The sequence below is a fragment of the Acidovorax sp. 210-6 genome, from assembly GCF_010020825.1.
GTDB lineage: Bacteria > Pseudomonadota > Gammaproteobacteria > Burkholderiales > Burkholderiaceae_C > Simplicispira > Simplicispira sedimenti.
Map to the genome: position 1 here is coordinate 48,217 of NZ_JAACJE010000003.1, position 22,611 is coordinate 70,827.

14 protein-coding genes and 11 pseudogenes are annotated in these 22,611 nt (G+C 62.6%); 10 read left to right on the top strand and 15 right to left on the bottom strand.

Going from position 1 to position 22,611, the window contains the following annotated elements; all coding sequences use genetic code 11:
• Positions 1-104: 104 nt before the first annotated feature.
• The 4 genes and pseudogenes from GWK50_RS19475 to GWK50_RS19490 form a co-directional block, all read right to left on the bottom strand.
• Positions 105-788 (bottom strand): annotated as a pseudogene (locus GWK50_RS19475) (Tn3 family transposase); the annotation flags it as partial.
• Positions 752-1,171: a hypothetical protein gene (locus GWK50_RS19480; protein WP_162018231.1), complete on the bottom strand. Its 420-nt coding sequence runs from the start codon at positions 1,169-1,171 to the stop codon at positions 752-754. The pseudogene GWK50_RS19475 and the gene GWK50_RS19480, both read right to left, overlap by 37 nt.
• A 151-nt stretch (positions 1,172-1,322) precedes the next feature.
• Positions 1,323-2,165, bottom strand: a pseudogene (locus GWK50_RS19485) (Tn3 family transposase); the annotation flags it as partial.
• Entirely contained in the window at positions 2,113-2,658 is a 546-nt protein-coding gene (locus GWK50_RS19490; protein ID WP_162018232.1) for a DUF6515 family protein, read from the bottom strand. The pseudogene GWK50_RS19485 and the gene GWK50_RS19490, both read right to left, overlap by 53 nt.
• Before the next feature lie 149 nt (positions 2,659-2,807).
• Between GWK50_RS19490 and GWK50_RS19495 the strand changes: the two genes are divergently transcribed.
• From GWK50_RS19495 to GWK50_RS19505, 3 genes and pseudogenes are all read left to right on the top strand, one after another.
• Entirely contained in the window at positions 2,808-3,122 is a 315-nt protein-coding gene (locus tag GWK50_RS19495) for a polyhydroxyalkanoic acid system family protein (protein WP_162018233.1), read from the top strand.
• 76 nt (positions 3,123-3,198) lie between these two features.
• A complete protein-coding gene (locus GWK50_RS19500) occupies positions 3,199-4,524 on the top strand; it encodes a hypothetical protein (RefSeq protein WP_162018234.1) in 1,326 nt (441 codons plus the stop codon).
• Between the two features lie 40 nt (positions 4,525-4,564).
• Positions 4,565-5,185 (top strand): annotated as a pseudogene (locus GWK50_RS19505) (LysR family transcriptional regulator); the annotation flags it as partial.
• A gap of 185 nt (positions 5,186-5,370) precedes the next feature.
• On the opposite strand, the pseudogene GWK50_RS19510 reads toward GWK50_RS19505, so the two are convergent.
• Together GWK50_RS19510 and GWK50_RS19515 are read right to left on the bottom strand one after the other, a co-directional pair.
• Positions 5,371-6,306: pseudogene (locus GWK50_RS19510) on the bottom strand (IS91-like element ISPps1 family transposase); the annotation flags it as partial.
• 30 nt (positions 6,307-6,336) lie between these two features.
• A pseudogene (locus GWK50_RS19515) lies at positions 6,337-6,765 on the bottom strand (integrase core domain-containing protein); the annotation flags it as partial.
• On the opposite strand from GWK50_RS19515, the gene GWK50_RS19520 reads away from it, so the two are divergent.
• A complete protein-coding gene (locus GWK50_RS19520) occupies positions 6,755-6,970 on the top strand; it encodes a helix-turn-helix domain-containing protein (RefSeq protein WP_162018236.1) in 216 nt (71 codons plus the stop codon). The pseudogene GWK50_RS19515 and the gene GWK50_RS19520 overlap by 11 nt on opposite strands.
• Here the strand turns inward: GWK50_RS19520 and GWK50_RS19525 are convergent.
• Positions 6,953-8,533, bottom strand: a complete 1,581-nt coding sequence (locus tag GWK50_RS19525) for a carboxylesterase family protein (protein ID WP_162018237.1) — start codon at positions 8,531-8,533, stop codon at positions 6,953-6,955. The genes GWK50_RS19520 and GWK50_RS19525 overlap by 18 nt on opposite strands.
• Positions 8,534-8,780: 247 nt before the next feature.
• Here GWK50_RS19525 and GWK50_RS19530 point away from each other — a divergent pair, with 247 nt between their 5' ends.
• Positions 8,781-10,037 (top strand): DUF4158 domain-containing protein, encoded by a 1,257-nt coding sequence (locus GWK50_RS19530; RefSeq protein WP_162018238.1) that lies wholly within the window; start codon positions 8,781-8,783, stop codon positions 10,035-10,037.
• A 107-nt stretch (positions 10,038-10,144) separates the two neighbouring features.
• Here GWK50_RS19530 and GWK50_RS19535 read toward each other — a convergent pair.
• Together GWK50_RS19535 and GWK50_RS19540 are read right to left on the bottom strand one after the other, a co-directional pair.
• Positions 10,145-11,080 (bottom strand): annotated as a pseudogene (locus GWK50_RS19535) (IS91-like element ISPps1 family transposase); the annotation flags it as partial.
• A gap of 30 nt (positions 11,081-11,110) precedes the next feature.
• Positions 11,111-11,539 (bottom strand): annotated as a pseudogene (locus tag GWK50_RS19540) (integrase core domain-containing protein); the annotation flags it as partial.
• Between GWK50_RS19540 and GWK50_RS19545 the strand changes: the two are divergent.
• Entirely contained in the window at positions 11,529-11,744 is a 216-nt protein-coding gene (locus GWK50_RS19545) for a helix-turn-helix domain-containing protein (protein ID WP_162018236.1), read from the top strand. The pseudogene GWK50_RS19540 and the gene GWK50_RS19545 sit on opposite strands and share 11 nt — an antisense overlap.
• Here GWK50_RS19545 and GWK50_RS19550 read toward each other — a convergent pair.
• The gene (locus GWK50_RS19550) at positions 11,727-13,307 is read right to left on the bottom strand and encodes a carboxylesterase family protein (RefSeq protein WP_162018237.1); all 1,581 of its coding nucleotides are present in this window, start codon (positions 13,305-13,307) and stop codon (positions 11,727-11,729) included. The genes GWK50_RS19545 and GWK50_RS19550 overlap by 18 nt on opposite strands.
• 247 nt (positions 13,308-13,554) lie before the next feature.
• Here GWK50_RS19550 and GWK50_RS19555 point away from each other — a divergent pair, with 247 nt between their 5' ends.
• The gene (locus tag GWK50_RS19555; RefSeq protein ID WP_162018238.1) at positions 13,555-14,811 is read left to right on the top strand and encodes a DUF4158 domain-containing protein; all 1,257 of its coding nucleotides are present in this window, start codon (positions 13,555-13,557) and stop codon (positions 14,809-14,811) included.
• Positions 14,812-14,918: 107 nt separating this feature from the next.
• On the opposite strand, the pseudogene GWK50_RS19560 reads toward GWK50_RS19555, so the two are convergent.
• Both GWK50_RS19560 and GWK50_RS19565 read right to left on the bottom strand, forming a co-directional pair.
• A pseudogene (locus GWK50_RS19560) lies at positions 14,919-15,854 on the bottom strand (IS91-like element ISPps1 family transposase); the annotation flags it as partial.
• 30 nt (positions 15,855-15,884) lie between these two features.
• Positions 15,885-16,313, bottom strand: a pseudogene (locus GWK50_RS19565) (integrase core domain-containing protein); the annotation flags it as partial.
• On the opposite strand from GWK50_RS19565, the gene GWK50_RS19570 reads away from it, so the two are divergent.
• Positions 16,303-16,518, top strand: a complete 216-nt coding sequence (locus GWK50_RS19570; RefSeq protein ID WP_162018236.1) for a helix-turn-helix domain-containing protein — start codon at positions 16,303-16,305, stop codon at positions 16,516-16,518. The pseudogene GWK50_RS19565 and the gene GWK50_RS19570 sit on opposite strands and share 11 nt — an antisense overlap.
• Here the strand turns inward: GWK50_RS19570 and GWK50_RS19575 are convergent.
• Positions 16,501-18,081 carry a carboxylesterase family protein gene (locus GWK50_RS19575; protein ID WP_162018237.1) on the bottom strand — a complete coding sequence of 527 codons (1,581 nt, stop codon included), beginning with the start codon at positions 18,079-18,081 and terminating at the stop codon, positions 16,501-16,503. The genes GWK50_RS19570 and GWK50_RS19575 overlap by 18 nt on opposite strands.
• A 247-nt stretch (positions 18,082-18,328) precedes the next feature.
• Between GWK50_RS19575 and GWK50_RS19580 the strand changes: the two genes are divergently transcribed.
• Positions 18,329-19,585 (top strand): DUF4158 domain-containing protein, encoded by a 1,257-nt coding sequence (locus tag GWK50_RS19580; RefSeq protein WP_162018238.1) that lies wholly within the window; start codon positions 18,329-18,331, stop codon positions 19,583-19,585.
• A 107-nt stretch (positions 19,586-19,692) separates the two neighbouring features.
• On the opposite strand, the pseudogene GWK50_RS19585 reads toward GWK50_RS19580, so the two are convergent.
• Together GWK50_RS19585 and GWK50_RS19595 are read right to left on the bottom strand one after the other, a co-directional pair.
• Positions 19,693-20,655: pseudogene (locus tag GWK50_RS19585) on the bottom strand (IS91-like element ISPps1 family transposase); the annotation flags it as partial.
• Positions 20,656-21,397: 742 nt separating this feature from the next.
• The gene (locus GWK50_RS19595; RefSeq protein ID WP_162018239.1) at positions 21,398-22,195 is read right to left on the bottom strand and encodes a hypothetical protein; all 798 of its coding nucleotides are present in this window, start codon (positions 22,193-22,195) and stop codon (positions 21,398-21,400) included.
• A gap of 230 nt (positions 22,196-22,425) precedes the next feature.
• On the opposite strand from GWK50_RS19595, the pseudogene GWK50_RS19600 reads away from it, so the two are divergent.
• Positions 22,426-22,554, top strand: a pseudogene (locus GWK50_RS19600) (glycerol-3-phosphate acyltransferase); the annotation flags it as partial.
• Positions 22,555-22,611: the final 57 nt, after the last annotated feature.

Here is a 22,611-nt window from a genome sequence, read left to right on the forward strand (position 1 = left end):
AAAGCTAGCACTGGCGCGGAGGTGGTGTTGGTAGATCGTTGATTTCATTGACTTTCCTGTTCACTTTCAAATCTGCGATTCGTGGCGTCAAACCGTGGTCGGTTTCATCCATTGGTGCCAGTTATCGATGCATTTGGCCGCGAAGGCAGGATTTGGTCAGCATAGCGGTCAACCGGGAAGCGAAACACACCCCGCAAGTTGATGCTCTCCAGCCTGGTGGGCGCAATCTTCCCGATCAGTTCCGGTGGAATGACCTGGCGGCGGTTCGACCAGCGATCCAGGACCGCCTGCATCTGTGAGGTATTCCACGCCATCACGATGTTGGCCATCAGGCTCAACGCATCGGCCACAGCCTGCATTTCATCGACACGTTTGGCCTGCGCCGGGCTGATCCGGCCGGTATAAATGGCGCGCTTGAGGGCGTTAACAGCCTCGCCCCGATTGAGCACCCGGCGCAACTCGTTCCTGAAAGCGTCCTTGACAAAGTAGTCAGCCAAAAACGCCGTACGCAGCAACCGCCCCAATTGCACGCCAGCCTCATAGATTGGATCGCCCTGGGCGGCAGAACCGAACCGCGCAAGAGCTGCCACCGCACTGGCATGTCCGCTCATGACCGAGGCTGCCAGGTGCACCAGACTATCCCAATGCTTTTCGATCAAAGCGACGTCGACATTGGCTTCGCACACCGCAGCGATTTCTGCGGGCACTTTGGTGCCGCGTGGCACAAAGAGGTGGCGCTGTTTGAGTTCCTTCAACCGCGGGCAAAGATCAAAACCAAGCAAACGGGCAACTGTTCCGACAGCTGCCGGTGTTTCTCGTTGGCGACAGCCAGTTGCTCCTTGGCTGGGCGCAGCGATCGCGCCTCCCCTTCCAGGCGATGCAGTTCACTGCGAGCCTGGGTCAGTTCGCTCGACAGCCGGGCATTGTCTTCGTGGCTGCGGATGAGTTCCTGCTGCTTGGCATTCAGCGTGTCCTTGGCGGCGCGCAGTTCCCCTTGCAGGAACTGGATCTGCTGCTCGAACTGCCGCTGGTCCTGTTCTCGTTGCTCCCTCGCCGCAGAGCGGAAATGCTCCAAGGCTTCCCGCGCGTGCTGGTGCTTTTCCTCCAGCGACACTCGATGGGCTTCTTCCCGCGCCAGTTGTCCTTCCATGTCCTCGACGCGCTGGACCAATTGGGCTCGGGGTCTCCTCGTTTTCAGTGCAATAAGTGACGGTACGAAAAGCTAGCACTGGCGCGGAGGTGGTGTTGGTAGATCGTTGATTTCATTGACTTTCCTGTTCACTTTCAAATCTGCGATTCGTGGCGTCAAACCGTGGTCGGTTTCATCCATTGGTGCCAGTTATCGATGCATTTGGCCGCGAAGGCAGGATTTGGTCAGCATAGCGGTCAACCGGGAAGCGAAACACACCCCGCAAGTTGATGCTCTCCAGCCTGGTGGGCGCAATCTTCCCGATCAGTTCCGGTGGAATGACCTGGCGGCGGTTCGACCAGCGATCCAGGACCGCCTGCATCTGTGAGGTATTCCACGCCATCACGATGTTGGCCATCAGGCTCAACGCATCGGCCACAGCCTGCATTTCATCGACACGTTTGGCCTGCGCCGGGCTGATCCGGCCGGTATAAATGGCGCGCTTGAGGGCGTTAACAGCCTCGCCCCGATTGAGCACCCGGCGCAACTCGTTCCTGAAAGCGTCCTTGACAAAGTAGTCAGCCAAAAACGCCGTACGCAGCAACCGCCCCAATTGCACGCCAGCCTCATAGATTGGATCGCCCTGGGCGGCAGAACCGAACCGCGCAAGAGCTGCCACCGCACTGGCATGTCCGCTCATGACCGAGGCTGCCAGGTGCACCAGACTATCCCAATGCTTTTCGATCAAAGCGACGTCGACATTGGCTTCGCACACCGCAGCGATTTCTGCGGGCACTTTGGTGCCGCGTGGCACAAAGAGGTGGCGCTGTTTGAGTTCCTTCAACCGCGGGCAAAGATCAAAACCAAGCAAACGGGCATGTGACATGGCAAAGTCGGTGTAGCCATGGGTATCCACAGCAAGCTGGCTGGTCTCCAGCTTTTCTTGGCGGATGACACCTTCAATGGCCACGCCCGCCTGGCGCTCATTGAGCACAAAGGGCTGCGCATGGAAGATGCCCCACCGGTCTTTTACATGGGGCAGCAGACTGCCCGAGCCGCGGATACGCGATGAAGGTGGGCGGAACCAGCGCCACGCGAGCGTGCTCGGCACCTGGCGGAGGAGCAACGACGACATACCCTTCCGGCGTCGCCGCGTAGTAGACGCTGTTGGCGTAGTAGTAGGGCGCCCCGCCCAGCCAGAGCGTCACGTGCGCGGGCGGAAGGTAAGGCACGATCATCCCGGGTGGAGGCGGAGCCACGATGTAGCGGGGCCCCACGGGCCGGAACCAAACGCCGGCATGGAAGAACCACTGTCCGTCGCGCCCGCTCACGCCGATGCTGCCAACTGGCAGCACGGGCGTCGCAAACCCGGGGCCGGGATAGTAGTGGTCATGCCGATAACGTTGGTCCAGGTGCAGGATCCTGGCGGGCTCGGCCGGGCGGGTGACCCGCTGGTCGGCCAGTGAAGGAACCGCGATGACCGCGGTGGCTGCCGCGACAGCGGCCAGCTTCAAGAGGAGGATCTTCATGACGCGATGCTGGACCCTGCGGCTCCGGGCAATTTGATGCGCATCAAGCCGTCGGCTGGCACACGCCGCGGATCACGCACGGGCAGCATCGCGCATCGTCGCGGCGTTCGCGTGTAACCTCGCAGCTGCACCGACTCGCCCCCGCCGCCATGACGTCACCCATCACGATCACCATCCCACACCAGCTTGGCCGCGCGGAGGCGCGCCGCCGGATCGACGAGGGTTTCGCCCGCATGCTGCAGCAGCTTCCCGGCATCAGCGGGGCCGGCGGGCAGCAGTGGGAAGGAGACCGGCTGCGCTTCAACCTGGCGACCATGGGTCAATCCGTCGGTGGAGTCGTCGACGTGGGCGACACGACGGTCACCCTCGAGCTCACGCTCCCGGGACTGCTGGGCGTGATCGCCAACGGCCTCAAGGGACGCCTGCAGGAGAAGGTCGGGCAGCTGCTGTTGCCACGCAAATAAGGCCACCGCGCACATGGCTCCCGGCGCGACCAATTGATGCTAGAATCGCCAACTTGTCCCCACTCAAGAAAAGCACATGAAGAAACTGCTCCGTTGGCTGCGACCGTTCGCGCTGTTCCTGCTCACCGCCAGCCCGCTGTTCGCGCACGCGCAGAGCAATCCCGCGTTCATGATGCTCGGGCCGGCCAAGGCCATGTACTACAAGCCCGACGCCGGGCCCGCCCCGCGCATCGCCTTCCTGATCGTCCACCGCACCGGCAACTACCTGCAGCACCCCGGCTGCACCGAACTGCCCCGGCGCGGCTTCGCCGCGCTGTGCATGAACACGCGCTACGACAACAACGAGCTGCTGGTCGACTGGGACCGCATCGCCCTGGACGTCAAGGCCGGCGTCGAGTTCCTGCGCCGGCAACCGGGCATCGAACGGGTGCTGTTCCTCGCCCACAGCGGCGGCGGGCCCACCCTGAGCTTCTACCAGGCCGTGGCCGAGAACGGCCTGGCCTTCTGCCAGGACCCGCGCAAGATCGTGCCCTGCCGCGCCGACCTGGCGGGCCTGCCGCGCGCCGACGGCATCGCCTTCGTCGACGCACACCCGGGCGTGCCGGTCATCCTGCTGCGCAGCCTCAACGGCTCCCTGCGGAGTGAAACGCCCAGGGACTTCGACCCGGCCCTCGATCCCTACGCGCCGGCCAACGGCTACAGCGCCACCGGCTCCTCGAAGTACTCGCCGGACTTCCAGGCGCGCTACTTCGCCGCCCAGTCGCGCCGCATGAACCGGCTGATCGACCAGGCGCTGGCGCGCATGGCGGCGATTCGCGCCGGCAGCGGCCCCTACCCGGACAACGACCTGTTCGCCATTCCGCACGGTGGCAACCCGGGCGCCGGCCCGGGCGGCGCATCGCAGCTGCACAGCCTGGACACCGACATCAGCCTGCGCCGCACCAAGACCCCGCGCAAGCTGCTGAAGAACGACGGCACCATCAGCGAGCAGGTCGTGGTCTCCGTCGCGCCCCCCGAACTGATCACGAAGGACTCCACCAACGCCTTCGACACCGGCACCAAGCTGCTCACGCTGCGCTCATTCCTCAGCACGCAGGCCGTGCGCTCCACCAATTCGCTGGACGGCATCGACCACTGCAGCACCAACAACGACACGGTCTGCGCTGTGAAGTCGATCTCCGTGCCCGTCATGTTCGCCGGCATGGGCGGCTACCTGTTCATCCGCGATTCGGAAGAGGAGTTCGAGAACGCCGCCAGCCGCGACAAGGACCTGGTCTTCATCGAAGGCGCCACGCACGGCTTCACGCCCTGCGCCAACTGCGGGGTTCCGGCCGCCAACTTCTCCAACTCGGTGAAGAACCTGTTCGACTACGTGGCCGCCTGGACGCGCCAGCGCTTCTAGGCCGGACCGGTGGCGCGCGCGGGATTACCCTTCGCCAGCCATGACGAAAATCCATCCGGACGACCAACTGCTCGACCCCAAGCTGCTGCGCCTGTTCGACCTGCTGTACACCACGGGCAGCGTGACCCGCGCGGCCGAGCAGCTGGGCCAAAGCCAGCCCACCGTCAGCACCTGGCTCGGCAAGCTGAGGCAGGCGCTCGACGATCCGCTGTTCGTGCGGACGTCGGACCGCATGGCACCCACCCCGCGCGCGACCGAACTGATCGCGCCGGCGCGGCAGGCCTTGCAGGCCCTGCGTCAGCTGTCCGTCGGACCCGGCGCGTTCGACCCCGCCCTGGTGGAGCGGCGCTTCCGCATCTGCATGACCGATGCCAGCCACGTCACGCTGTTGCCGCACATCCTGGCGCATGTCCGCGCGCTCGCCCCCGGCATCACCCTGGAAGCGGCCAGGATCGACGGCAACACCGCGCGCGCCCTGCAGAACGGCGAGGCGGATCTCGCCATCGGCTTCCTGCCCTGGCTGGAGGCGGGCTTCTACCAGCAGGCGCTGTATCCGCAGGACTGGGTCTGCCTGGTGAACGGACAGCACCCGCGGATAGGCGCAACGCTGGACCTCGAAGCGTACAGGCGCGAGGCGCACATCTCGATCGCGCAGGGGACGGATAGGAAATTCAACCGCATGAGGCCAAGTATGGCACGAGTTTTGGGCCTCGAAACACGTTCGGCCAAGGAAGGTTGAGCGCTCGCTTGCCGCTCAATGGCAAGAGCTTGGGAGGCAGTATGCATTTGGGCCTGGCGCGCGCGCAGCTGCTTCCCCGCAGCGATGGATACCGCCGCTTCACTGGGTCACCAATTGACGCGCTGGTCTACCTCGTCGGGTTGAGCTGCCAGATCCCAATCCGGCTCGCCTTGCGCACCATCATCCACCGGCGCGTCGCAGCCCTCCCACAGCGGTGGCCCGCGTGCCGGGGTGATGTGCGGGGGGGCAGACTCCACCCCGATGTGGTTCAGGATGTGGCGGATTTCGGCGCTGTGGGTGATGAAGGCAATGATGCGCATCTGCCCACCGCACATGGGGCACAGCAGCGGAAATGCCTCGTAGATGCGGGCAATCAGCACCGCCCACAAGTAATGCGCCGCTCGCTTCGGGCGTGCTTCAGGTTCGGGTGTGGGTGTGGCCGCGTTGCCCGGCGCCGCCACCCCAGGTACGCCCGCGCCAGGTTGTGCAGTCTCCACCGTGGCTGGTTGCGACGCAGCAGGCTGAGCCAGCGCCGTTACCGCCGCTCTCAGCGGCGAGTTTGGTGCCAGCACACCAAAGTAGCGGTGCCGGTGGGTGCGTGGCGGTGGCACCAGCGCGGCGATGCGGTCGATCAGTTCCAGCGGTGTGAGGTGCAGCTCATCTGCCTTGGCACCACGCTTGTCACTGGTGGGCTCGCTGCGCTGTTTGGCACAGCGGTACACCAGTTTGCTTCCCTCTTTGCGTAGGCGCTCCATGGAAAACGGTGGACGCGCGCAATAGCGCAGCAGCCGCTCCAGCGCAGCGCGGTCGTGGGCTTCGATGCAGACACCGGCGTCCACCGAGAAGCCGCTGTGTTTGTAGCCCAGCATGTCTTTGGCGTCACAGTTCTCCAGCAGGCCCCGAGCAACGAAGGCGCGCAGGATGCGTTTTTGCAGTGTGGTCTGCACTGGGGCCACGGTAGCCGCATCGATGCCGGTGGCCGCGTGAAAGATGACACCCGGCGATGAGATTCGAGGGGTCGCATCAGCATCGCCCTCGCCCTCCGGTGAATGTCAAGGTAGTTGTCGCCTGATTCATGCAGCTTTGACGAATACTTTTGCGGGTCTGTCCACCACTGCTGCGGGCTGATCGCGCTCTGGGTTGAGGGTGACCACTGCAACGTGATCCCAATTGCGCGTGTGCCGAGACCATCGTTGTGGATGCTGCTGCTTGGCGTGGTGGTACAGCCGATGTCGAGCACTCAAGATGTCGATGTCCTGGCCGCTGTGGCGCTGCGCTGGGGTGACGTACTGGATGCCGCTATGGCGGTGCTCCATGTTGTACCAGTGCACGAACTCGCTGGCCCATTGACGGGCGGCGGCCAGATCGGCGAAGCCTTTGGCCGGGAACTGCGGGCGGTACTTGGCTGTCTTGAACAGTGACTCCACAAACGCGTTGTCGTCGCTGACACGCGGGCGTGAGTAAGAGGGCTTGACGCCCAACCAGTGCAGCATGGCCAATAACTTCCGCGATCTGGCCCAGGAAATACAGCTCGAACGCGCCTGCCGATGGCTGCGAGAGGGCCATTTGCAAGTGAAGGATGTGGCCAACCTGCTGGGCTACACCGATGCTGCCAATTTCATCCGCGCGTTCAAGGCAATGGCCGGTGTGAGCCCAGCTCAGTATGCCAAGGCTCAGACAGGGAAGGCTTCAGGGCCGAGCCCATAAGCCACAGTGGTGGATGTCTTGCAGCTTGTCGATGCCAAGGCTTGAGATCCCACGGCTGTTCAGAAGCAGCGCAGTGCTGGCATCTGACCGGGCCTCGACCCACTTGGGCAGGCTGGCATCATTGGGGTTGCCACTGCGCGCGAAATTGCCCCAGTACGCACCCATTTGGTCAGCCAGTTTCTGTTGAGCGCTGTTCAAGGGCCACAAGAATGTTGGTCCTGGCAACTTGGCCTGGAACAGAAAACGCATTTCGGCGCCATGGAAAGCGCCCATCAACATGTATGGATCAAGCACGCCGGGGGTATTGGCTTCCGTGAACTCATAGTGATAGACCGGCACGTACTGCTGCATCGCTTGCACGTCGCTCATGGCGTTGCAAGAGAAATAGCGGTCTGTCAGCAGAGCCGCCAGGGCAAGGTCTAGCGTGTAGTAGGTCCACGGGGAATACGTGCTGGCCAGCTTCTTCTTGAAGGCACCGTCGCCGCCAGAGGCCGTGTCAAGCGCCTGATCGAATTGCCGGATGCTCAGGGGAAGCAGGCTCTTCAAGTGCTCAGCGGCCACGAACAAGCGCCCCTCGTCGCGGTTGGTGCCCCACATCACTGGCACGCGGTTGAACTCACCACGTCGGATCAGTTCATCTGGTGCAGCGATGAGGGTGATGCCATCTGGAACCGGTGCCCACTTGGTGTTGTCTTTGAGCAAAGAAAACTCATAGGCCTGTGCCGCAAGGATCTCGGTGGTGTTTTTGTTGCGCAGACAGGCCAACAGCCCTGGGCCTTGCGCGCAGCCAGCCGTTGTTGCCAGCTGCGTGGCCGAGTCCTGAACGCTCGCAACCGTGCGATCTGTGAGGGTCTCACAAGGACCGCTTTGCGAGATGGCCTTGTGGAACAGGCCCTTCGATTGCGGCGAGACCAGATGCAGGCAAACACTGATGCCGCCCGCCGATTCGCCAAAGATGGTGACGTTGCCCGGGTTACCACCAAAGCGAGAGATTTCGTCGCGCACCCAGCGCAGCGCAGCCTGCTGGTCTTGCAAACCAAAGTTCACCGATGCGTTTTGGGCGGCCAGTTCCTGCGTACGGAAAAAACCGAACGGTCCAAGCCGGTAATTGATCGAGACGATGACGGCCTGGGCCTTCGTGGCCAGTGTGCGCATGTCGTAGTCAGTGGCAGCCCCACCGAGAAATGCGCCACCGTGGATCCACACCATCACCGGAAGCTGCTTGGCTCCGATGTCGTTGGGCACGTGGATGTTCAGGTAAAGACAATCCTCTGCCAGCGATTGAGCCCCCACGTATTTGGTCTGCGCGCAGCGCTCGCCGGGAACCGAGCCATCTCGAGTGCCCGACCAGGGCGCCGCCGGTTGAGGCGCTTGCCAGCGCAGCTCACCGACCGGCGGTGCTGCAAATGGCACGCCAAGGTACTGTCTGACGCCTCGCGACAGTACCCCGGAGACAGCACCGTAGCTGGTGCTGACGACGGGTACAGCGGTCTGCGCAACGCAAACACTCATGAAGGTCGCCAGCAATGACGACACGATGAAAGTGCTCTTCAGCCCCTGCATGGAAAGCTCCTATGTGGTTGACGATGGAGCAAGCTTATCAGGGTTGACTGGCGTTCACTTGTCATGATCCCGCAATGGCTTGTCATTTTCCTGCATGACCAGGGGTAATCTCGGTTTCGGTGCAAAAGCTCCCGCCTTCAACCGAGCGTTAACCCTAGGTGATCAGCGCTCGGCGTGAGCTGTCAATCCAGCCGATCCGATCCCCTATAGTTGGCCCCCATCGAATGGTCAACCACATGGGGGCATCGTGACCACGTTCCGTCAGCGCTTCGTCGGTGCCACAGAGCTGCCAAAGACGCTCACTGAGTTTGATGTGGAGCAGTCGTTCCAGTTGAGTAAGGACGATCTGGACGCGATTCGCAAGCGATTCCGCACCACTGGCCGCCTTGCTGCGGCCATTCAGTTGACGGTCGTCAGAACGACCGGCCGCCCCTTGGATCGGCTCACCAATGTTCCAAGGGCATTGCTTCGTTCGTTGTGTAGTGCCCTCGGCATTCAAGAAACCTCGATCGCATCGCTCAAGACGCTTTACAGCCGTCAAGCCACCCTTTACGAGCACCAGGCGTGGGCCCGCCAGTTCAGCGGATTTACAGAGGTCGATGCTGAAGTGCTGGCCTTGTGCGCGCAGACACTGGGTCGGCTGGCAGGTACGGCCTCCTCGGTCGACGAACTGGTCAAGCAAGCTGAAATCTGGCTGTTCGACCAAGGCAGGGTGCTCCCCGGCGACCGCGTGCTGCGCGACTTGGCACGGGAAGCCTACCTGGCCATCGATCAAGCCGCCCTGCACACCATTCGCGAACAGGTGGGCGAGCCCGGCATCGATAAGGCGATCAGGGCTGTATTTTCTCTGCGTCGCGGGCGCACAGGTGGCACCGTGCTCGAATGGCTCAAAGGCTCCCCAGGCAAGCATGGCCCTTCGGGCCTGTCCGAGGTCACGGACAAGATCACCTTCCTCAAAGACCTTGGAGTTGACCGCTGGACGCTTGATGCCATTCCCAACGCGAGACTGCGTGCCTACGGCCAGGCAGTGGTCCACCGACCTCCCAGTGATACCAAGCGGCTCAAGCACGAAACGCAGGCGGTCGAAGTGATCTGTTTCCTGCGTATGAACCTACTTGAGCTCACGGACGTGGCGCTGTACATCGCTGCGCGCCGTGTCTGCGACCTGGTGCGGCGAGCGTCAACCAAGGTTCAAGGCAAGCAAACCCGTGGTCTGACGCATTACCGAGAAAAACAGGAACAGATCCGTCAGGTCCTTCATGAAGAAGGTCCGGGTGCCGAACAAAAGCTGGAAGCGCTCAAGCAGCTTGTGCCCAAGGACGATGTCGAGCCCCGGTACAGCCGTGCCGCGTTGGTGCGCCAGGCTCTCGTGGATGACAGCACCCGCGTTCAGGCCTTGCTCAACGAACTTACAGGCCTGGAAACGGATAGGAAATTCAACCGCATGAGGCCAAGTATGGCACGAGTTTTGGGCCTCGAAACACGTTCGGCCAAGGAAGGTTGAGCGCTCGCTTGCCGCTCAATGGCAAGAGCTTGGGAGGCAGTATGCATTTGGGCCTGGCGCGCGCGCAGCTGCTTCCCCGCAGCGATGGATACCGCCGCTTCACTGGGTCACCAATTGACGCGCTGGTCTACCTCGTCGGGTTGAGCTGCCAGATCCCAATCCGGCTCGCCTTGCGCACCATCATCCACCGGCGCGTCGCAGCCCTCCCACAGCGGTGGCCCGCGTGCCGGGGTGATGTGCGGGGGGGCAGACTCCACCCCGATGTGGTTCAGGATGTGGCGGATTTCGGCGCTGTGGGTGATGAAGGCAATGATGCGCATCTGCCCACCGCACATGGGGCACAGCAGCGGAAATGCCTCGTAGATGCGGGCAATCAGCACCGCCCACAAGTAATGCGCCGCTCGCTTCGGGCGTGCTTCAGGTTCGGGTGTGGGTGTGGCCGCGTTGCCCGGCGCCGCCACCCCAGGTACGCCCGCGCCAGGTTGTGCAGTCTCCACCGTGGCTGGTTGCGACGCAGCAGGCTGAGCCAGCGCCGTTACCGCCGCTCTCAGCGGCGAGTTTGGTGCCAGCACACCAAAGTAGCGGTGCCGGTGGGTGCGTGGCGGTGGCACCAGCGCGGCGATGCGGTCGATCAGTTCCAGCGGTGTGAGGTGCAGCTCATCTGCCTTGGCACCACGCTTGTCACTGGTGGGCTCGCTGCGCTGTTTGGCACAGCGGTACACCAGTTTGCTTCCCTCTTTGCGTAGGCGCTCCATGGAAAACGGTGGACGCGCGCAATAGCGCAGCAGCCGCTCCAGCGCAGCGCGGTCGTGGGCTTCGATGCAGACACCGGCGTCCACCGAGAAGCCGCTGTGTTTGTAGCCCAGCATGTCTTTGGCGTCACAGTTCTCCAGCAGGCCCCGAGCAACGAAGGCGCGCAGGATGCGTTTTTGCAGTGTGGTCTGCACTGGGGCCACGGTAGCCGCATCGATGCCGGTGGCCGCGTGAAAGATGACACCCGGCGATGAGATTCGAGGGGTCGCATCAGCATCGCCCTCGCCCTCCGGTGAATGTCAAGGTAGTTGTCGCCTGATTCATGCAGCTTTGACGAATACTTTTGCGGGTCTGTCCACCACTGCTGCGGGCTGATCGCGCTCTGGGTTGAGGGTGACCACTGCAACGTGATCCCAATTGCGCGTGTGCCGAGACCATCGTTGTGGATGCTGCTGCTTGGCGTGGTGGTACAGCCGATGTCGAGCACTCAAGATGTCGATGTCCTGGCCGCTGTGGCGCTGCGCTGGGGTGACGTACTGGATGCCGCTATGGCGGTGCTCCATGTTGTACCAGTGCACGAACTCGCTGGCCCATTGACGGGCGGCGGCCAGATCGGCGAAGCCTTTGGCCGGGAACTGCGGGCGGTACTTGGCTGTCTTGAACAGTGACTCCACAAACGCGTTGTCGTCGCTGACACGCGGGCGTGAGTAAGAGGGCTTGACGCCCAACCAGTGCAGCATGGCCAATAACTTCCGCGATCTGGCCCAGGAAATACAGCTCGAACGCGCCTGCCGATGGCTGCGAGAGGGCCATTTGCAAGTGAAGGATGTGGCCAACCTGCTGGGCTACACCGATGCTGCCAATTTCATCCGCGCGTTCAAGGCAATGGCCGGTGTGAGCCCAGCTCAGTATGCCAAGGCTCAGACAGGGAAGGCTTCAGGGCCGAGCCCATAAGCCACAGTGGTGGATGTCTTGCAGCTTGTCGATGCCAAGGCTTGAGATCCCACGGCTGTTCAGAAGCAGCGCAGTGCTGGCATCTGACCGGGCCTCGACCCACTTGGGCAGGCTGGCATCATTGGGGTTGCCACTGCGCGCGAAATTGCCCCAGTACGCACCCATTTGGTCAGCCAGTTTCTGTTGAGCGCTGTTCAAGGGCCACAAGAATGTTGGTCCTGGCAACTTGGCCTGGAACAGAAAACGCATTTCGGCGCCATGGAAAGCGCCCATCAACATGTATGGATCAAGCACGCCGGGGGTATTGGCTTCCGTGAACTCATAGTGATAGACCGGCACGTACTGCTGCATCGCTTGCACGTCGCTCATGGCGTTGCAAGAGAAATAGCGGTCTGTCAGCAGAGCCGCCAGGGCAAGGTCTAGCGTGTAGTAGGTCCACGGGGAATACGTGCTGGCCAGCTTCTTCTTGAAGGCACCGTCGCCGCCAGAGGCCGTGTCAAGCGCCTGATCGAATTGCCGGATGCTCAGGGGAAGCAGGCTCTTCAAGTGCTCAGCGGCCACGAACAAGCGCCCCTCGTCGCGGTTGGTGCCCCACATCACTGGCACGCGGTTGAACTCACCACGTCGGATCAGTTCATCTGGTGCAGCGATGAGGGTGATGCCATCTGGAACCGGTGCCCACTTGGTGTTGTCTTTGAGCAAAGAAAACTCATAGGCCTGTGCCGCAAGGATCTCGGTGGTGTTTTTGTTGCGCAGACAGGCCAACAGCCCTGGGCCTTGCGCGCAGCCAGCCGTTGTTGCCAGCTGCGTGGCCGAGTCCTGAACGCTCGCAACCGTGCGATCTGTGAGGGTCTCACAAGGACCGCTTTGCGAGATGGCCTTGTGGAACAGGCCCTTCGATTGCGGCGAGACCAGATGCAGGCAAACACTGATGCCGCCCGCCGATTCGCCAAAGATGGTGACGTTGCCCGGGTTACCACCAAAGCGAGAGATTTCGTCGCGCACCCAGCGCAGCGCAGCCTGCTGGTCTTGCAAACCAAAGTTCACCGATGCGTTTTGGGCGGCCAGTTCCTGCGTACGGAAAAAACCGAACGGTCCAAGCCGGTAATTGATCGAGACGATGACGGCCTGGGCCTTCGTGGCCAGTGTGCGCATGTCGTAGTCAGTGGCAGCCCCACCGAGAAATGCGCCACCGTGGATCCACACCATCACCGGAAGCTGCTTGGCTCCGATGTCGTTGGGCACGTGGATGTTCAGGTAAAGACAATCCTCTGCCAGCGATTGAGCCCCCACGTATTTGGTCTGCGCGCAGCGCTCGCCGGGAACCGAGCCATCTCGAGTGCCCGACCAGGGCGCCGCCGGTTGAGGCGCTTGCCAGCGCAGCTCACCGACCGGCGGTGCTGCAAATGGCACGCCAAGGTACTGTCTGACGCCTCGCGACAGTACCCCGGAGACAGCACCGTAGCTGGTGCTGACGACGGGTACAGCGGTCTGCGCAACGCAAACACTCATGAAGGTCGCCAGCAATGACGACACGATGAAAGTGCTCTTCAGCCCCTGCATGGAAAGCTCCTATGTGGTTGACGATGGAGCAAGCTTATCAGGGTTGACTGGCGTTCACTTGTCATGATCCCGCAATGGCTTGTCATTTTCCTGCATGACCAGGGGTAATCTCGGTTTCGGTGCAAAAGCTCCCGCCTTCAACCGAGCGTTAACCCTAGGTGATCAGCGCTCGGCGTGAGCTGTCAATCCAGCCGATCCGATCCCCTATAGTTGGCCCCCATCGAATGGTCAACCACATGGGGGCATCGTGACCACGTTCCGTCAGCGCTTCGTCGGTGCCACAGAGCTGCCAAAGACGCTCACTGAGTTTGATGTGGAGCAGTCGTTCCAGTTGAGTAAGGACGATCTGGACGCGATTCGCAAGCGATTCCGCACCACTGGCCGCCTTGCTGCGGCCATTCAGTTGACGGTCGTCAGAACGACCGGCCGCCCCTTGGATCGGCTCACCAATGTTCCAAGGGCATTGCTTCGTTCGTTGTGTAGTGCCCTCGGCATTCAAGAAACCTCGATCGCATCGCTCAAGACGCTTTACAGCCGTCAAGCCACCCTTTACGAGCACCAGGCGTGGGCCCGCCAGTTCAGCGGATTTACAGAGGTCGATGCTGAAGTGCTGGCCTTGTGCGCGCAGACACTGGGTCGGCTGGCAGGTACGGCCTCCTCGGTCGACGAACTGGTCAAGCAAGCTGAAATCTGGCTGTTCGACCAAGGCAGGGTGCTCCCCGGCGACCGCGTGCTGCGCGACTTGGCACGGGAAGCCTACCTGGCCATCGATCAAGCCGCCCTGCACACCATTCGCGAACAGGTGGGCGAGCCCGGCATCGATAAGGCGATCAGGGCTGTATTTTCTCTGCGTCGCGGGCGCACAGGTGGCACCGTGCTCGAATGGCTCAAAGGCTCCCCAGGCAAGCATGGCCCTTCGGGCCTGTCCGAGGTCACGGACAAGATCACCTTCCTCAAAGACCTTGGAGTTGACCGCTGGACGCTTGATGCCATTCCCAACGCGAGACTGCGTGCCTACGGCCAGGCAGTGGTCCACCGACCTCCCAGTGATACCAAGCGGCTCAAGCACGAAACGCAGGCGGTCGAAGTGATCTGTTTCCTGCGTATGAACCTACTTGAGCTCACGGACGTGGCGCTGTACATCGCTGCGCGCCGTGTCTGCGACCTGGTGCGGCGAGCGTCAACCAAGGTTCAAGGCAAGCAAACCCGTGGTCTGACGCATTACCGAGAAAAACAGGAACAGATCCGTCAGGTCCTTCATGAAGAAGGTCCGGGTGCCGAACAAAAGCTGGAAGCGCTCAAGCAGCTTGTGCCCAAGGACGATGTCGAGCCCCGGTACAGCCGTGCCGCGTTGGTGCGCCAGGCTCTCGTGGATGACAGCACCCGCGTTCAGGCCTTGCTCAACGAACTTACAGGCCTGGAAACGGATAGGAAATTCAACCGCATGAGGCCAAGTATGGCACGAGTTTTGGGCCTCGAAACACGTTCGGCCAAGGAAGGTTGAGCGCTCGCTTGCCGCTCAATGGCAAGAGCTTGGGAGGCAGTATGCATTTGGGCCTGGCGCGCGCGCAGCTGCTTCCCCGCAGCGATGGATACCGCCGCTTCACTGGGTCACCAATTGACGCGCTGGTCTACCTCGTCGGGTTGAGCTGCCAGATCCCAATCCGGCTCGCCTTGCGCACCATCATCCACCGGCGCGTCGCAGCCCTCCCACAGCGGTGGCCCGCGTGCCGGGGTGATGTGCGGGGGGGCAGACTCCACCCCGATGTGGTTCAGGATGTGGCGGATTTCGGCGCTGTGGGTGATGAAGGCAATGATGCGCATCTGCCCACCGCACATGGGGCACAGCAGCGGAAATGCCTCGTAGATGCGGGCAATCAGCACCGCCCACAAGTAATGCGCCGCTCGCTTCGGGCGTGCTTCAGGTTCGGGTGTGGGTGTGGCCGCGTTGCCCGGCGCCGCCACCCCAGGTACGCCCGCGCCAGGTTGTGCAGTCTCCACCGTGGCTGGTTGCGACGCAGCAGGCTGAGCCAGCGCCGTTACCGCCGCTCTCAGCGGCGAGTTTGGTGCCAGCACACCAAAGTAGCGGTGCCGGTGGGTGCGTGGCGGTGGCACCAGCGCGGCGATGCGGTCGATCAGTTCCAGCGGTGTGAGGTGCAGCTCATCTGCCTTGGCACCACGCTTGTCACTGGTGGGCTCGCTGCGCTGTTTGGCACAGCGGTACACCAGTTTGCTTCCCTCTTTGCGTAGGCGCTCCATGGAAAACGGTGGACGCGCGCAATAGCGCAGCAGCCGCTCCAGCGCAGCGCGGTCGTGGGCTTCGATGCAGACACCGGCGTCCACCGAGAAGCCGCTGTGTTTGTAGCCCAGCATGTCTTTGGCGTCACAGTTCTCCAGCAGGCCCCGAGCAACGAAGGCGCGCAGGATGCGTTTTTGCAGTGTGGTCTGCACTGGGGCCACGGTAGCCGCATCGATGCCGGTGGCCGCGTGAAAGATGACACCCGGCGATGAGATTCGAGGGGTCGCATCAGCATCGCCCTCGCCCTCCGGTGAATGTCAAGGTAGTTGTCGCCTGATTCATGCAGCTTTGACGAATACTTTTGCGGGTCTGTCCACCACTGCTGCGGGCTGATCGCGCTCTGGGTTGAGGGTGACCACTGCAACGTGATCCCAATTGCGCGTGTGCCGAGACCATCGTTGTGGATGCTGCTGCTTGGCGTGGTGGTACAGCCGATGTCGAGCACTCAAGATGTCGATGTCCTGGCCGCTGTGGCGCTGCGCTGGGGTGACGTACTGGATGCCGCTATGGCGGTGCTCCATGTTGTACCAGTGCACGAACTCGCTGGCCCATTGACGGGCGGCGGCCAGATCGGCGAAGCCTTTGGCCGGGAACTGCGGGCGGTACTTGGCTGTCTTGAACAGTGACTCCACAAACGCGTTGTCGTCGCTGACACGCGGGCGTGAGTAAGAGGGCTTGACGCCCAACCAGTGCAGCATGGCCAATAACTTCCGCGATCTGGCCCAGGAAATACAGCTCGAACGCGCCTGCCGATGGCTGCGAGAGGGCCATTTGCAAGTGAAGGATGTGGCCAACCTGCTGGGCTACACCGATGCTGCCAATTTCATCCGCGCGTTCAAGGCAATGGCCGGTGTGAGCCCAGCTCAGTATGCCAAGGCTCAGACAGGGAAGGCTTCAGGGCCGAGCCCATAAGCCACAGTGGTGGATGTCTTGCAGCTTGTCGATGCCAAGGCTTGAGATCCCACGGCTGTTCAGAAGCAGCGCAGTGCTGGCATCTGACCGGGCCTCGACCCACTTGGGCAGGCTGGCATCATTGGGGTTGCCACTGCGCGCGAAATTGCCCCAGTACGCACCCATTTGGTCAGCCAGTTTCTGTTGAGCGCTGTTCAAGGGCCACAAGAATGTTGGTCCTGGCAACTTGGCCTGGAACAGAAAACGCATTTCGGCGCCATGGAAAGCGCCCATCAACATGTATGGATCAAGCACGCCGGGGGTATTGGCTTCCGTGAACTCATAGTGATAGACCGGCACGTACTGCTGCATCGCTTGCACGTCGCTCATGGCGTTGCAAGAGAAATAGCGGTCTGTCAGCAGAGCCGCCAGGGCAAGGTCTAGCGTGTAGTAGGTCCACGGGGAATACGTGCTGGCCAGCTTCTTCTTGAAGGCACCGTCGCCGCCAGAGGCCGTGTCAAGCGCCTGATCGAATTGCCGGATGCTCAGGGGAAGCAGGCTCTTCAAGTGCTCAGCGGCCACGAACAAGCGCCCCTCGTCGCGGTTGGTGCCCCACATCACTGGCACGCGGTTGAACTCACCACGTCGGATCAGTTCATCTGGTGCAGCGATGAGGGTGATGCCATCTGGAACCGGTGCCCACTTGGTGTTGTCTTTGAGCAAAGAAAACTCATAGGCCTGTGCCGCAAGGATCTCGGTGGTGTTTTTGTTGCGCAGACAGGCCAACAGCCCTGGGCCTTGCGCGCAGCCAGCCGTTGTTGCCAGCTGCGTGGCCGAGTCCTGAACGCTCGCAACCGTGCGATCTGTGAGGGTCTCACAAGGACCGCTTTGCGAGATGGCCTTGTGGAACAGGCCCTTCGATTGCGGCGAGACCAGATGCAGGCAAACACTGATGCCGCCCGCCGATTCGCCAAAGATGGTGACGTTGCCCGGGTTACCACCAAAGCGAGAGATTTCGTCGCGCACCCAGCGCAGCGCAGCCTGCTGGTCTTGCAAACCAAAGTTCACCGATGCGTTTTGGGCGGCCAGTTCCTGCGTACGGAAAAAACCGAACGGTCCAAGCCGGTAATTGATCGAGACGATGACGGCCTGGGCCTTCGTGGCCAGTGTGCGCATGTCGTAGTCAGTGGCAGCCCCACCGAGAAATGCGCCACCGTGGATCCACACCATCACCGGAAGCTGCTTGGCTCCGATGTCGTTGGGCACGTGGATGTTCAGGTAAAGACAATCCTCTGCCAGCGATTGAGCCCCCACGTATTTGGTCTGCGCGCAGCGCTCGCCGGGAACCGAGCCATCTCGAGTGCCCGACCAGGGCGCCGCCGGTTGAGGCGCTTGCCAGCGCAGCTCACCGACCGGCGGTGCTGCAAATGGCACGCCAAGGTACTGTCTGACGCCTCGCGACAGTACCCCGGAGACAGCACCGTAGCTGGTGCTGACGACGGGTACAGCGGTCTGCGCAACGCAAACACTCATGAAGGTCGCCAGCAATGACGACACGATGAAAGTGCTCTTCAGCCCCTGCATGGAAAGCTCCTATGTGGTTGACGATGGAGCAAGCTTATCAGGGTTGACTGGCGTTCACTTGTCATGATCCCGCAATGGCTTGTCATTTTCCTGCATGACCAGGGGTAATCTCGGTTTCGGTGCAAAAGCTCCCGCCTTCAACCGAGCGTTAACCCTAGGTGATCAGCGCTCGGCGTGAGCTGTCAATCCAGCCGATCCGATCCCCTATAGTTGGCCCCCATCGAATGGTCAACCACATGGGGGCATCGTGACCACGTTCCGTCAGCGCTTCGTCGGTGCCACAGAGCTGCCAAAGACGCTCACTGAGTTTGATGTGGAGCAGTCGTTCCAGTTGAGTAAGGACGATCTGGACGCGATTCGCAAGCGATTCCGCACCACTGGCCGCCTTGCTGCGGCCATTCAGTTGACGGTCGTCAGAACGACCGGCCGCCCCTTGGATCGGCTCACCAATGTTCCAAGGGCATTGCTTCGTTCGTTGTGTAGTGCCCTCGGCATTCAAGAAACCTCGATCGCATCGCTCAAGACGCTTTACAGCCGTCAAGCCACCCTTTACGAGCACCAGGCGTGGGCCCGCCAGTTCAGCGGATTTACAGAGGTCGATGCTGAAGTGCTGGCCTTGTGCGCGCAGACACTGGGTCGGCTGGCAGGTACGGCCTCCTCGGTCGACGAACTGGTCAAGCAAGCTGAAATCTGGCTGTTCGACCAAGGCAGGGTGCTCCCCGGCGACCGCGTGCTGCGCGACTTGGCACGGGAAGCCTACCTGGCCATCGATCAAGCCGCCCTGCACACCATTCGCGAACAGGTGGGCGAGCCCGGCATCGATAAGGCGATCAGGGCTGTATTTTCTCTGCGTCGCGGGCGCACAGGTGGCACCGTGCTCGAATGGCTCAAAGGCTCCCCAGGCAAGCATGGCCCTTCGGGCCTGTCCGAGGTCACGGACAAGATCACCTTCCTCAAAGACCTTGGAGTTGACCGCTGGACGCTTGATGCCATTCCCAACGCGAGACTGCGTGCCTACGGCCAGGCAGTGGTCCACCGACCTCCCAGTGATACCAAGCGGCTCAAGCACGAAACGCAGGCGGTCGAAGTGATCTGTTTCCTGCGTATGAACCTACTTGAGCTCACGGACGTGGCGCTGTACATCGCTGCGCGCCGTGTCTGCGACCTGGTGCGGCGAGCGTCAACCAAGGTTCAAGGCAAGCAAACCCGTGGTCTGACGCATTACCGAGAAAAACAGGAACAGATCCGTCAGGTCCTTCATGAAGAAGGTCCGGGTGCCGAACAAAAGCTGGAAGCGCTCAAGCAGCTTGTGCCCAAGGACGATGTCGAGCCCCGGTACAGCCGTGCCGCGTTGGTGCGCCAGGCTCTCGTGGATGACAGCACCCGCGTTCAGGCCTTGCTCAACGAACTTACAGGCCTGGAAACGGATAGGAAATTCAACCGCATGAGGCCAAGTATGGCACGAGTTTTGGGCCTCGAAACACGTTCGGCCAAGGAAGGTTGAGCGCTCGCTTGCCGCTCAATGGCAAGAGCTTGGGAGGCAGTATGCATTTGGGCCTGGCGCGCGCGCAGCTGCTTCCCCGCAGCGATGGATACCGCCGCTTCACTGGGTCACCAATTGACGCGCTGGTCTACCTCGTCGGGTTGAGCTGCCAGATCCCAATCCGGCTCGCCTTGCGCACCATCATCCACCGGCGCGTCGCAGCCCTCCCACAGCGGTGGCCCGCGTGCCGGGGTGATGTGCGGGGGGGCAGACTCCACCCCGATGTGGTTCAGGATGTGGCGGATTTCGGCGCTGTGGGTGATGAAGGCAATGATGCGCATCTGCCCACCGCACATGGGGCACAGCAGCGGAAATGCCTCGTAGATGCGGGCAATCAGCACCGCCCACAAGTAATGCGCCGCTCGCTTCGGGCGTGCTTCAGGTTCGGGTGTGGGTGTGGCCGCGTTGCCCGGCGCCGCCACCCCAGGTACGCCCGCGCCAGGTTGTGCAGTCTCCACCGTGGCTGGTTGCGACGCAGCAGGCTGAGCCAGCGCCGTTACCGCCGCTCTCAGCGGCGAGTTTGGTGCCAGCACACCAAAGTAGCGGTGCCGGTGGGTGCGTGGCGGTGGCACCAGCGCGGCGATGCGGTCGATCAGTTCCAGCGGTGTGAGGTGCAGCTCATCTGCCTTGGCACCACGCTTGTCACTGGTGGGCTCGCTGCGCTGTTTGGCACAGCGGTACACCAGTTTGCTTCCCTCTTTGCGTAGGCGCTCCATGGAAAACGGTGGACGCGCGCAATAGCGCAGCAGCCGCTCCAGCGCAGCGCGGTCGTGGGCTTCGATGCAGACACCGGCGTCCACCGAGAAGCCGCTGTGTTTGTAGCCCAGCATGTCTTTGGCGTCACAGTTCTCCAGCAGGCCCCGAGCAACGAAGGCGCGCAGGATGCGTTTTTGCAGTGTGGTCTGCACTGGGGCCACGGTAGCCGCATCGATGCCGGTGGCCGCGTGAAAGATGACACCCGGCGATGAGATTCGAGGGGTCGCATCAGCATCGCCCTCGCCCTCCACTTCCTCAAACACCCCGTCCACCAACGCAGGTATTGCCCCAGCACGCCGTCGCATTCGGCCAGGAAACCCTCGGCCACATGCAGCGTGCGCGGCGGCACCAGCGAGCGCAGGCGGCCCATCAACTGGGGCCAGTCGCAGAGCAGGTAGAACAGCACCAGCGGCACCAGTACCGCATGGCCCGCCACGGTCATCGCCAGGCTGCCGCCAATGCGCGCGGAATTCAGCAGCCGGCTCGTCCAGTCTTGCGCGTTGGCGCTGAAGGCCCGGGCGATCTGCTCTTTCAGCGCGGCGGCGTCGCTGGGCAGGTGAATGCCGAGCTGCGCCAGCACGGGGGCCGATCGGCGATGCAGCTCATGCAGCAGGTCAGGGATCTGGTCGCGCAGCAGCGGAACCAGCTGCGACAGGATGGGCGACAGCAGCAGCAGCGCCGCCACCACCACCAGCAAGGCGCCGAGTTCCACCACCACGGCCGCCGCGGCCCGCGGCAGGCGCAGGCGCTGCAGGCGCCCCACCAGTGGTTCCAGCACATAGGCCAGCACCCAGGCCGCGGCAAACGGCGACAGGACCGGCGCAAGCTGCCACAGCCCGAGAGCGACAAACAGACCCAGGCCGATCCACAAGGCAGCCTGCAGGCGGGGCGATGCGACAGCGCTCAAGGCAACACGATCAGAAGAGGCCGACCCCGAAAGCGGGGCCTGGCAAGCCACCCCGGGGGCCGGGGCACGCGACGACAGAGCGCGAATTCTAGGCGTCGGGCCAGGCGGCCTTACTGGCCGTCGAACACCTCGCGACGCAAGGCGTCCAGCTGTGCCGTGTAGGCGTTCATGTCGCGCTGGGCTTCGGGCAGGGCGAAGAACTGCTCGTCGATGAGCCGTTTGCGCCGGTTGAACTCTTCCATCTTTCGGATGTCGGCCGCCTGCTGCAGGCTGGTTTCGGCGTCGGGCGTGTTCGCCTGCGCCATCAGCTGAGCCCGCAGCTGGGCCACCCGCTGCTCACGGCGTGCGGCGTCGGGCTCGATATCTTCCAGCAGCGCCATGTTCAGCAGCAGGGCCTCGCCCGCCAGCATCTCGCGGCGCTGCAGGTGGCCCGGCACCTCGTTCATGATCTGCTGCGCCAGCGCACGGCGCTCAGCGGTCAGCGGGCCGTCTTTCAGCGCCTGCCAGCGCTCCACGCGCTTCTGCAGCAATGCATAAAGCCGAAGCCGCTCGAACTCGGCGGCCGCATTCGGGTGGTCTTTCACGGCGTCACGCAGCACGGCCTCTTCTTCGGGCGTCAACGCCGCCGTCTGCACCCCCGCAGCCACATCGCCCGCGGCGGCGCCGCTGGCTGCTGCCGGGGCCGCCTCGTCTCGCGGCAGCGCGCCGGCCGGCATCGACCCGAAAGGGCTGACAGTAGGCCCCTGCGCCACCTGGGGCGAGACAGTAGGCCCCTGCGCCACCTGGGGCGAGGCGACCACGGGCTCTCCGGCCGAGCCCGCCCGCTCGACCACCCACCAGGCCAGGGCGCCGATGCTCACGGCAATGGCCGCCAGGGCGGCTGCTGTCTGAGTTCTGCTCAGTTCCACGTTGAATCTCGCTGCTTTGATGGACGACACGCGCACGGGGCCGATCTCGACATCCGCGCCACACGATCGGCGAGGCATCGAGGCCGAAACACCAGCGCCAGATTCTGCGCGCAGTGCCAAAGGCCCTGGCAGCGCGCCCCCTGGGCTGCGGGCCACGCTATCCCTAGCCGCAGGTAGCGGGCCGATAAACTGCGGCCCGTTTGAATGCCTGCCGCCAAGACCACTTACCCATGCCTGAATCTGCCCTCACGCTGCCTGCCGCCCTGGCTTGTGCCGGCGCCTACCTGATCGGCTCGCTGTCTTTCGCGGTGCTCGTCAGCCGGCTCTTCGGGCTGGCCGACCCGCGCACTTACGGCTCGGACGGATAGGAAATTCAACCGCATGAGGCCAAGTATGGCACGAGTTTTGGGCCTCGA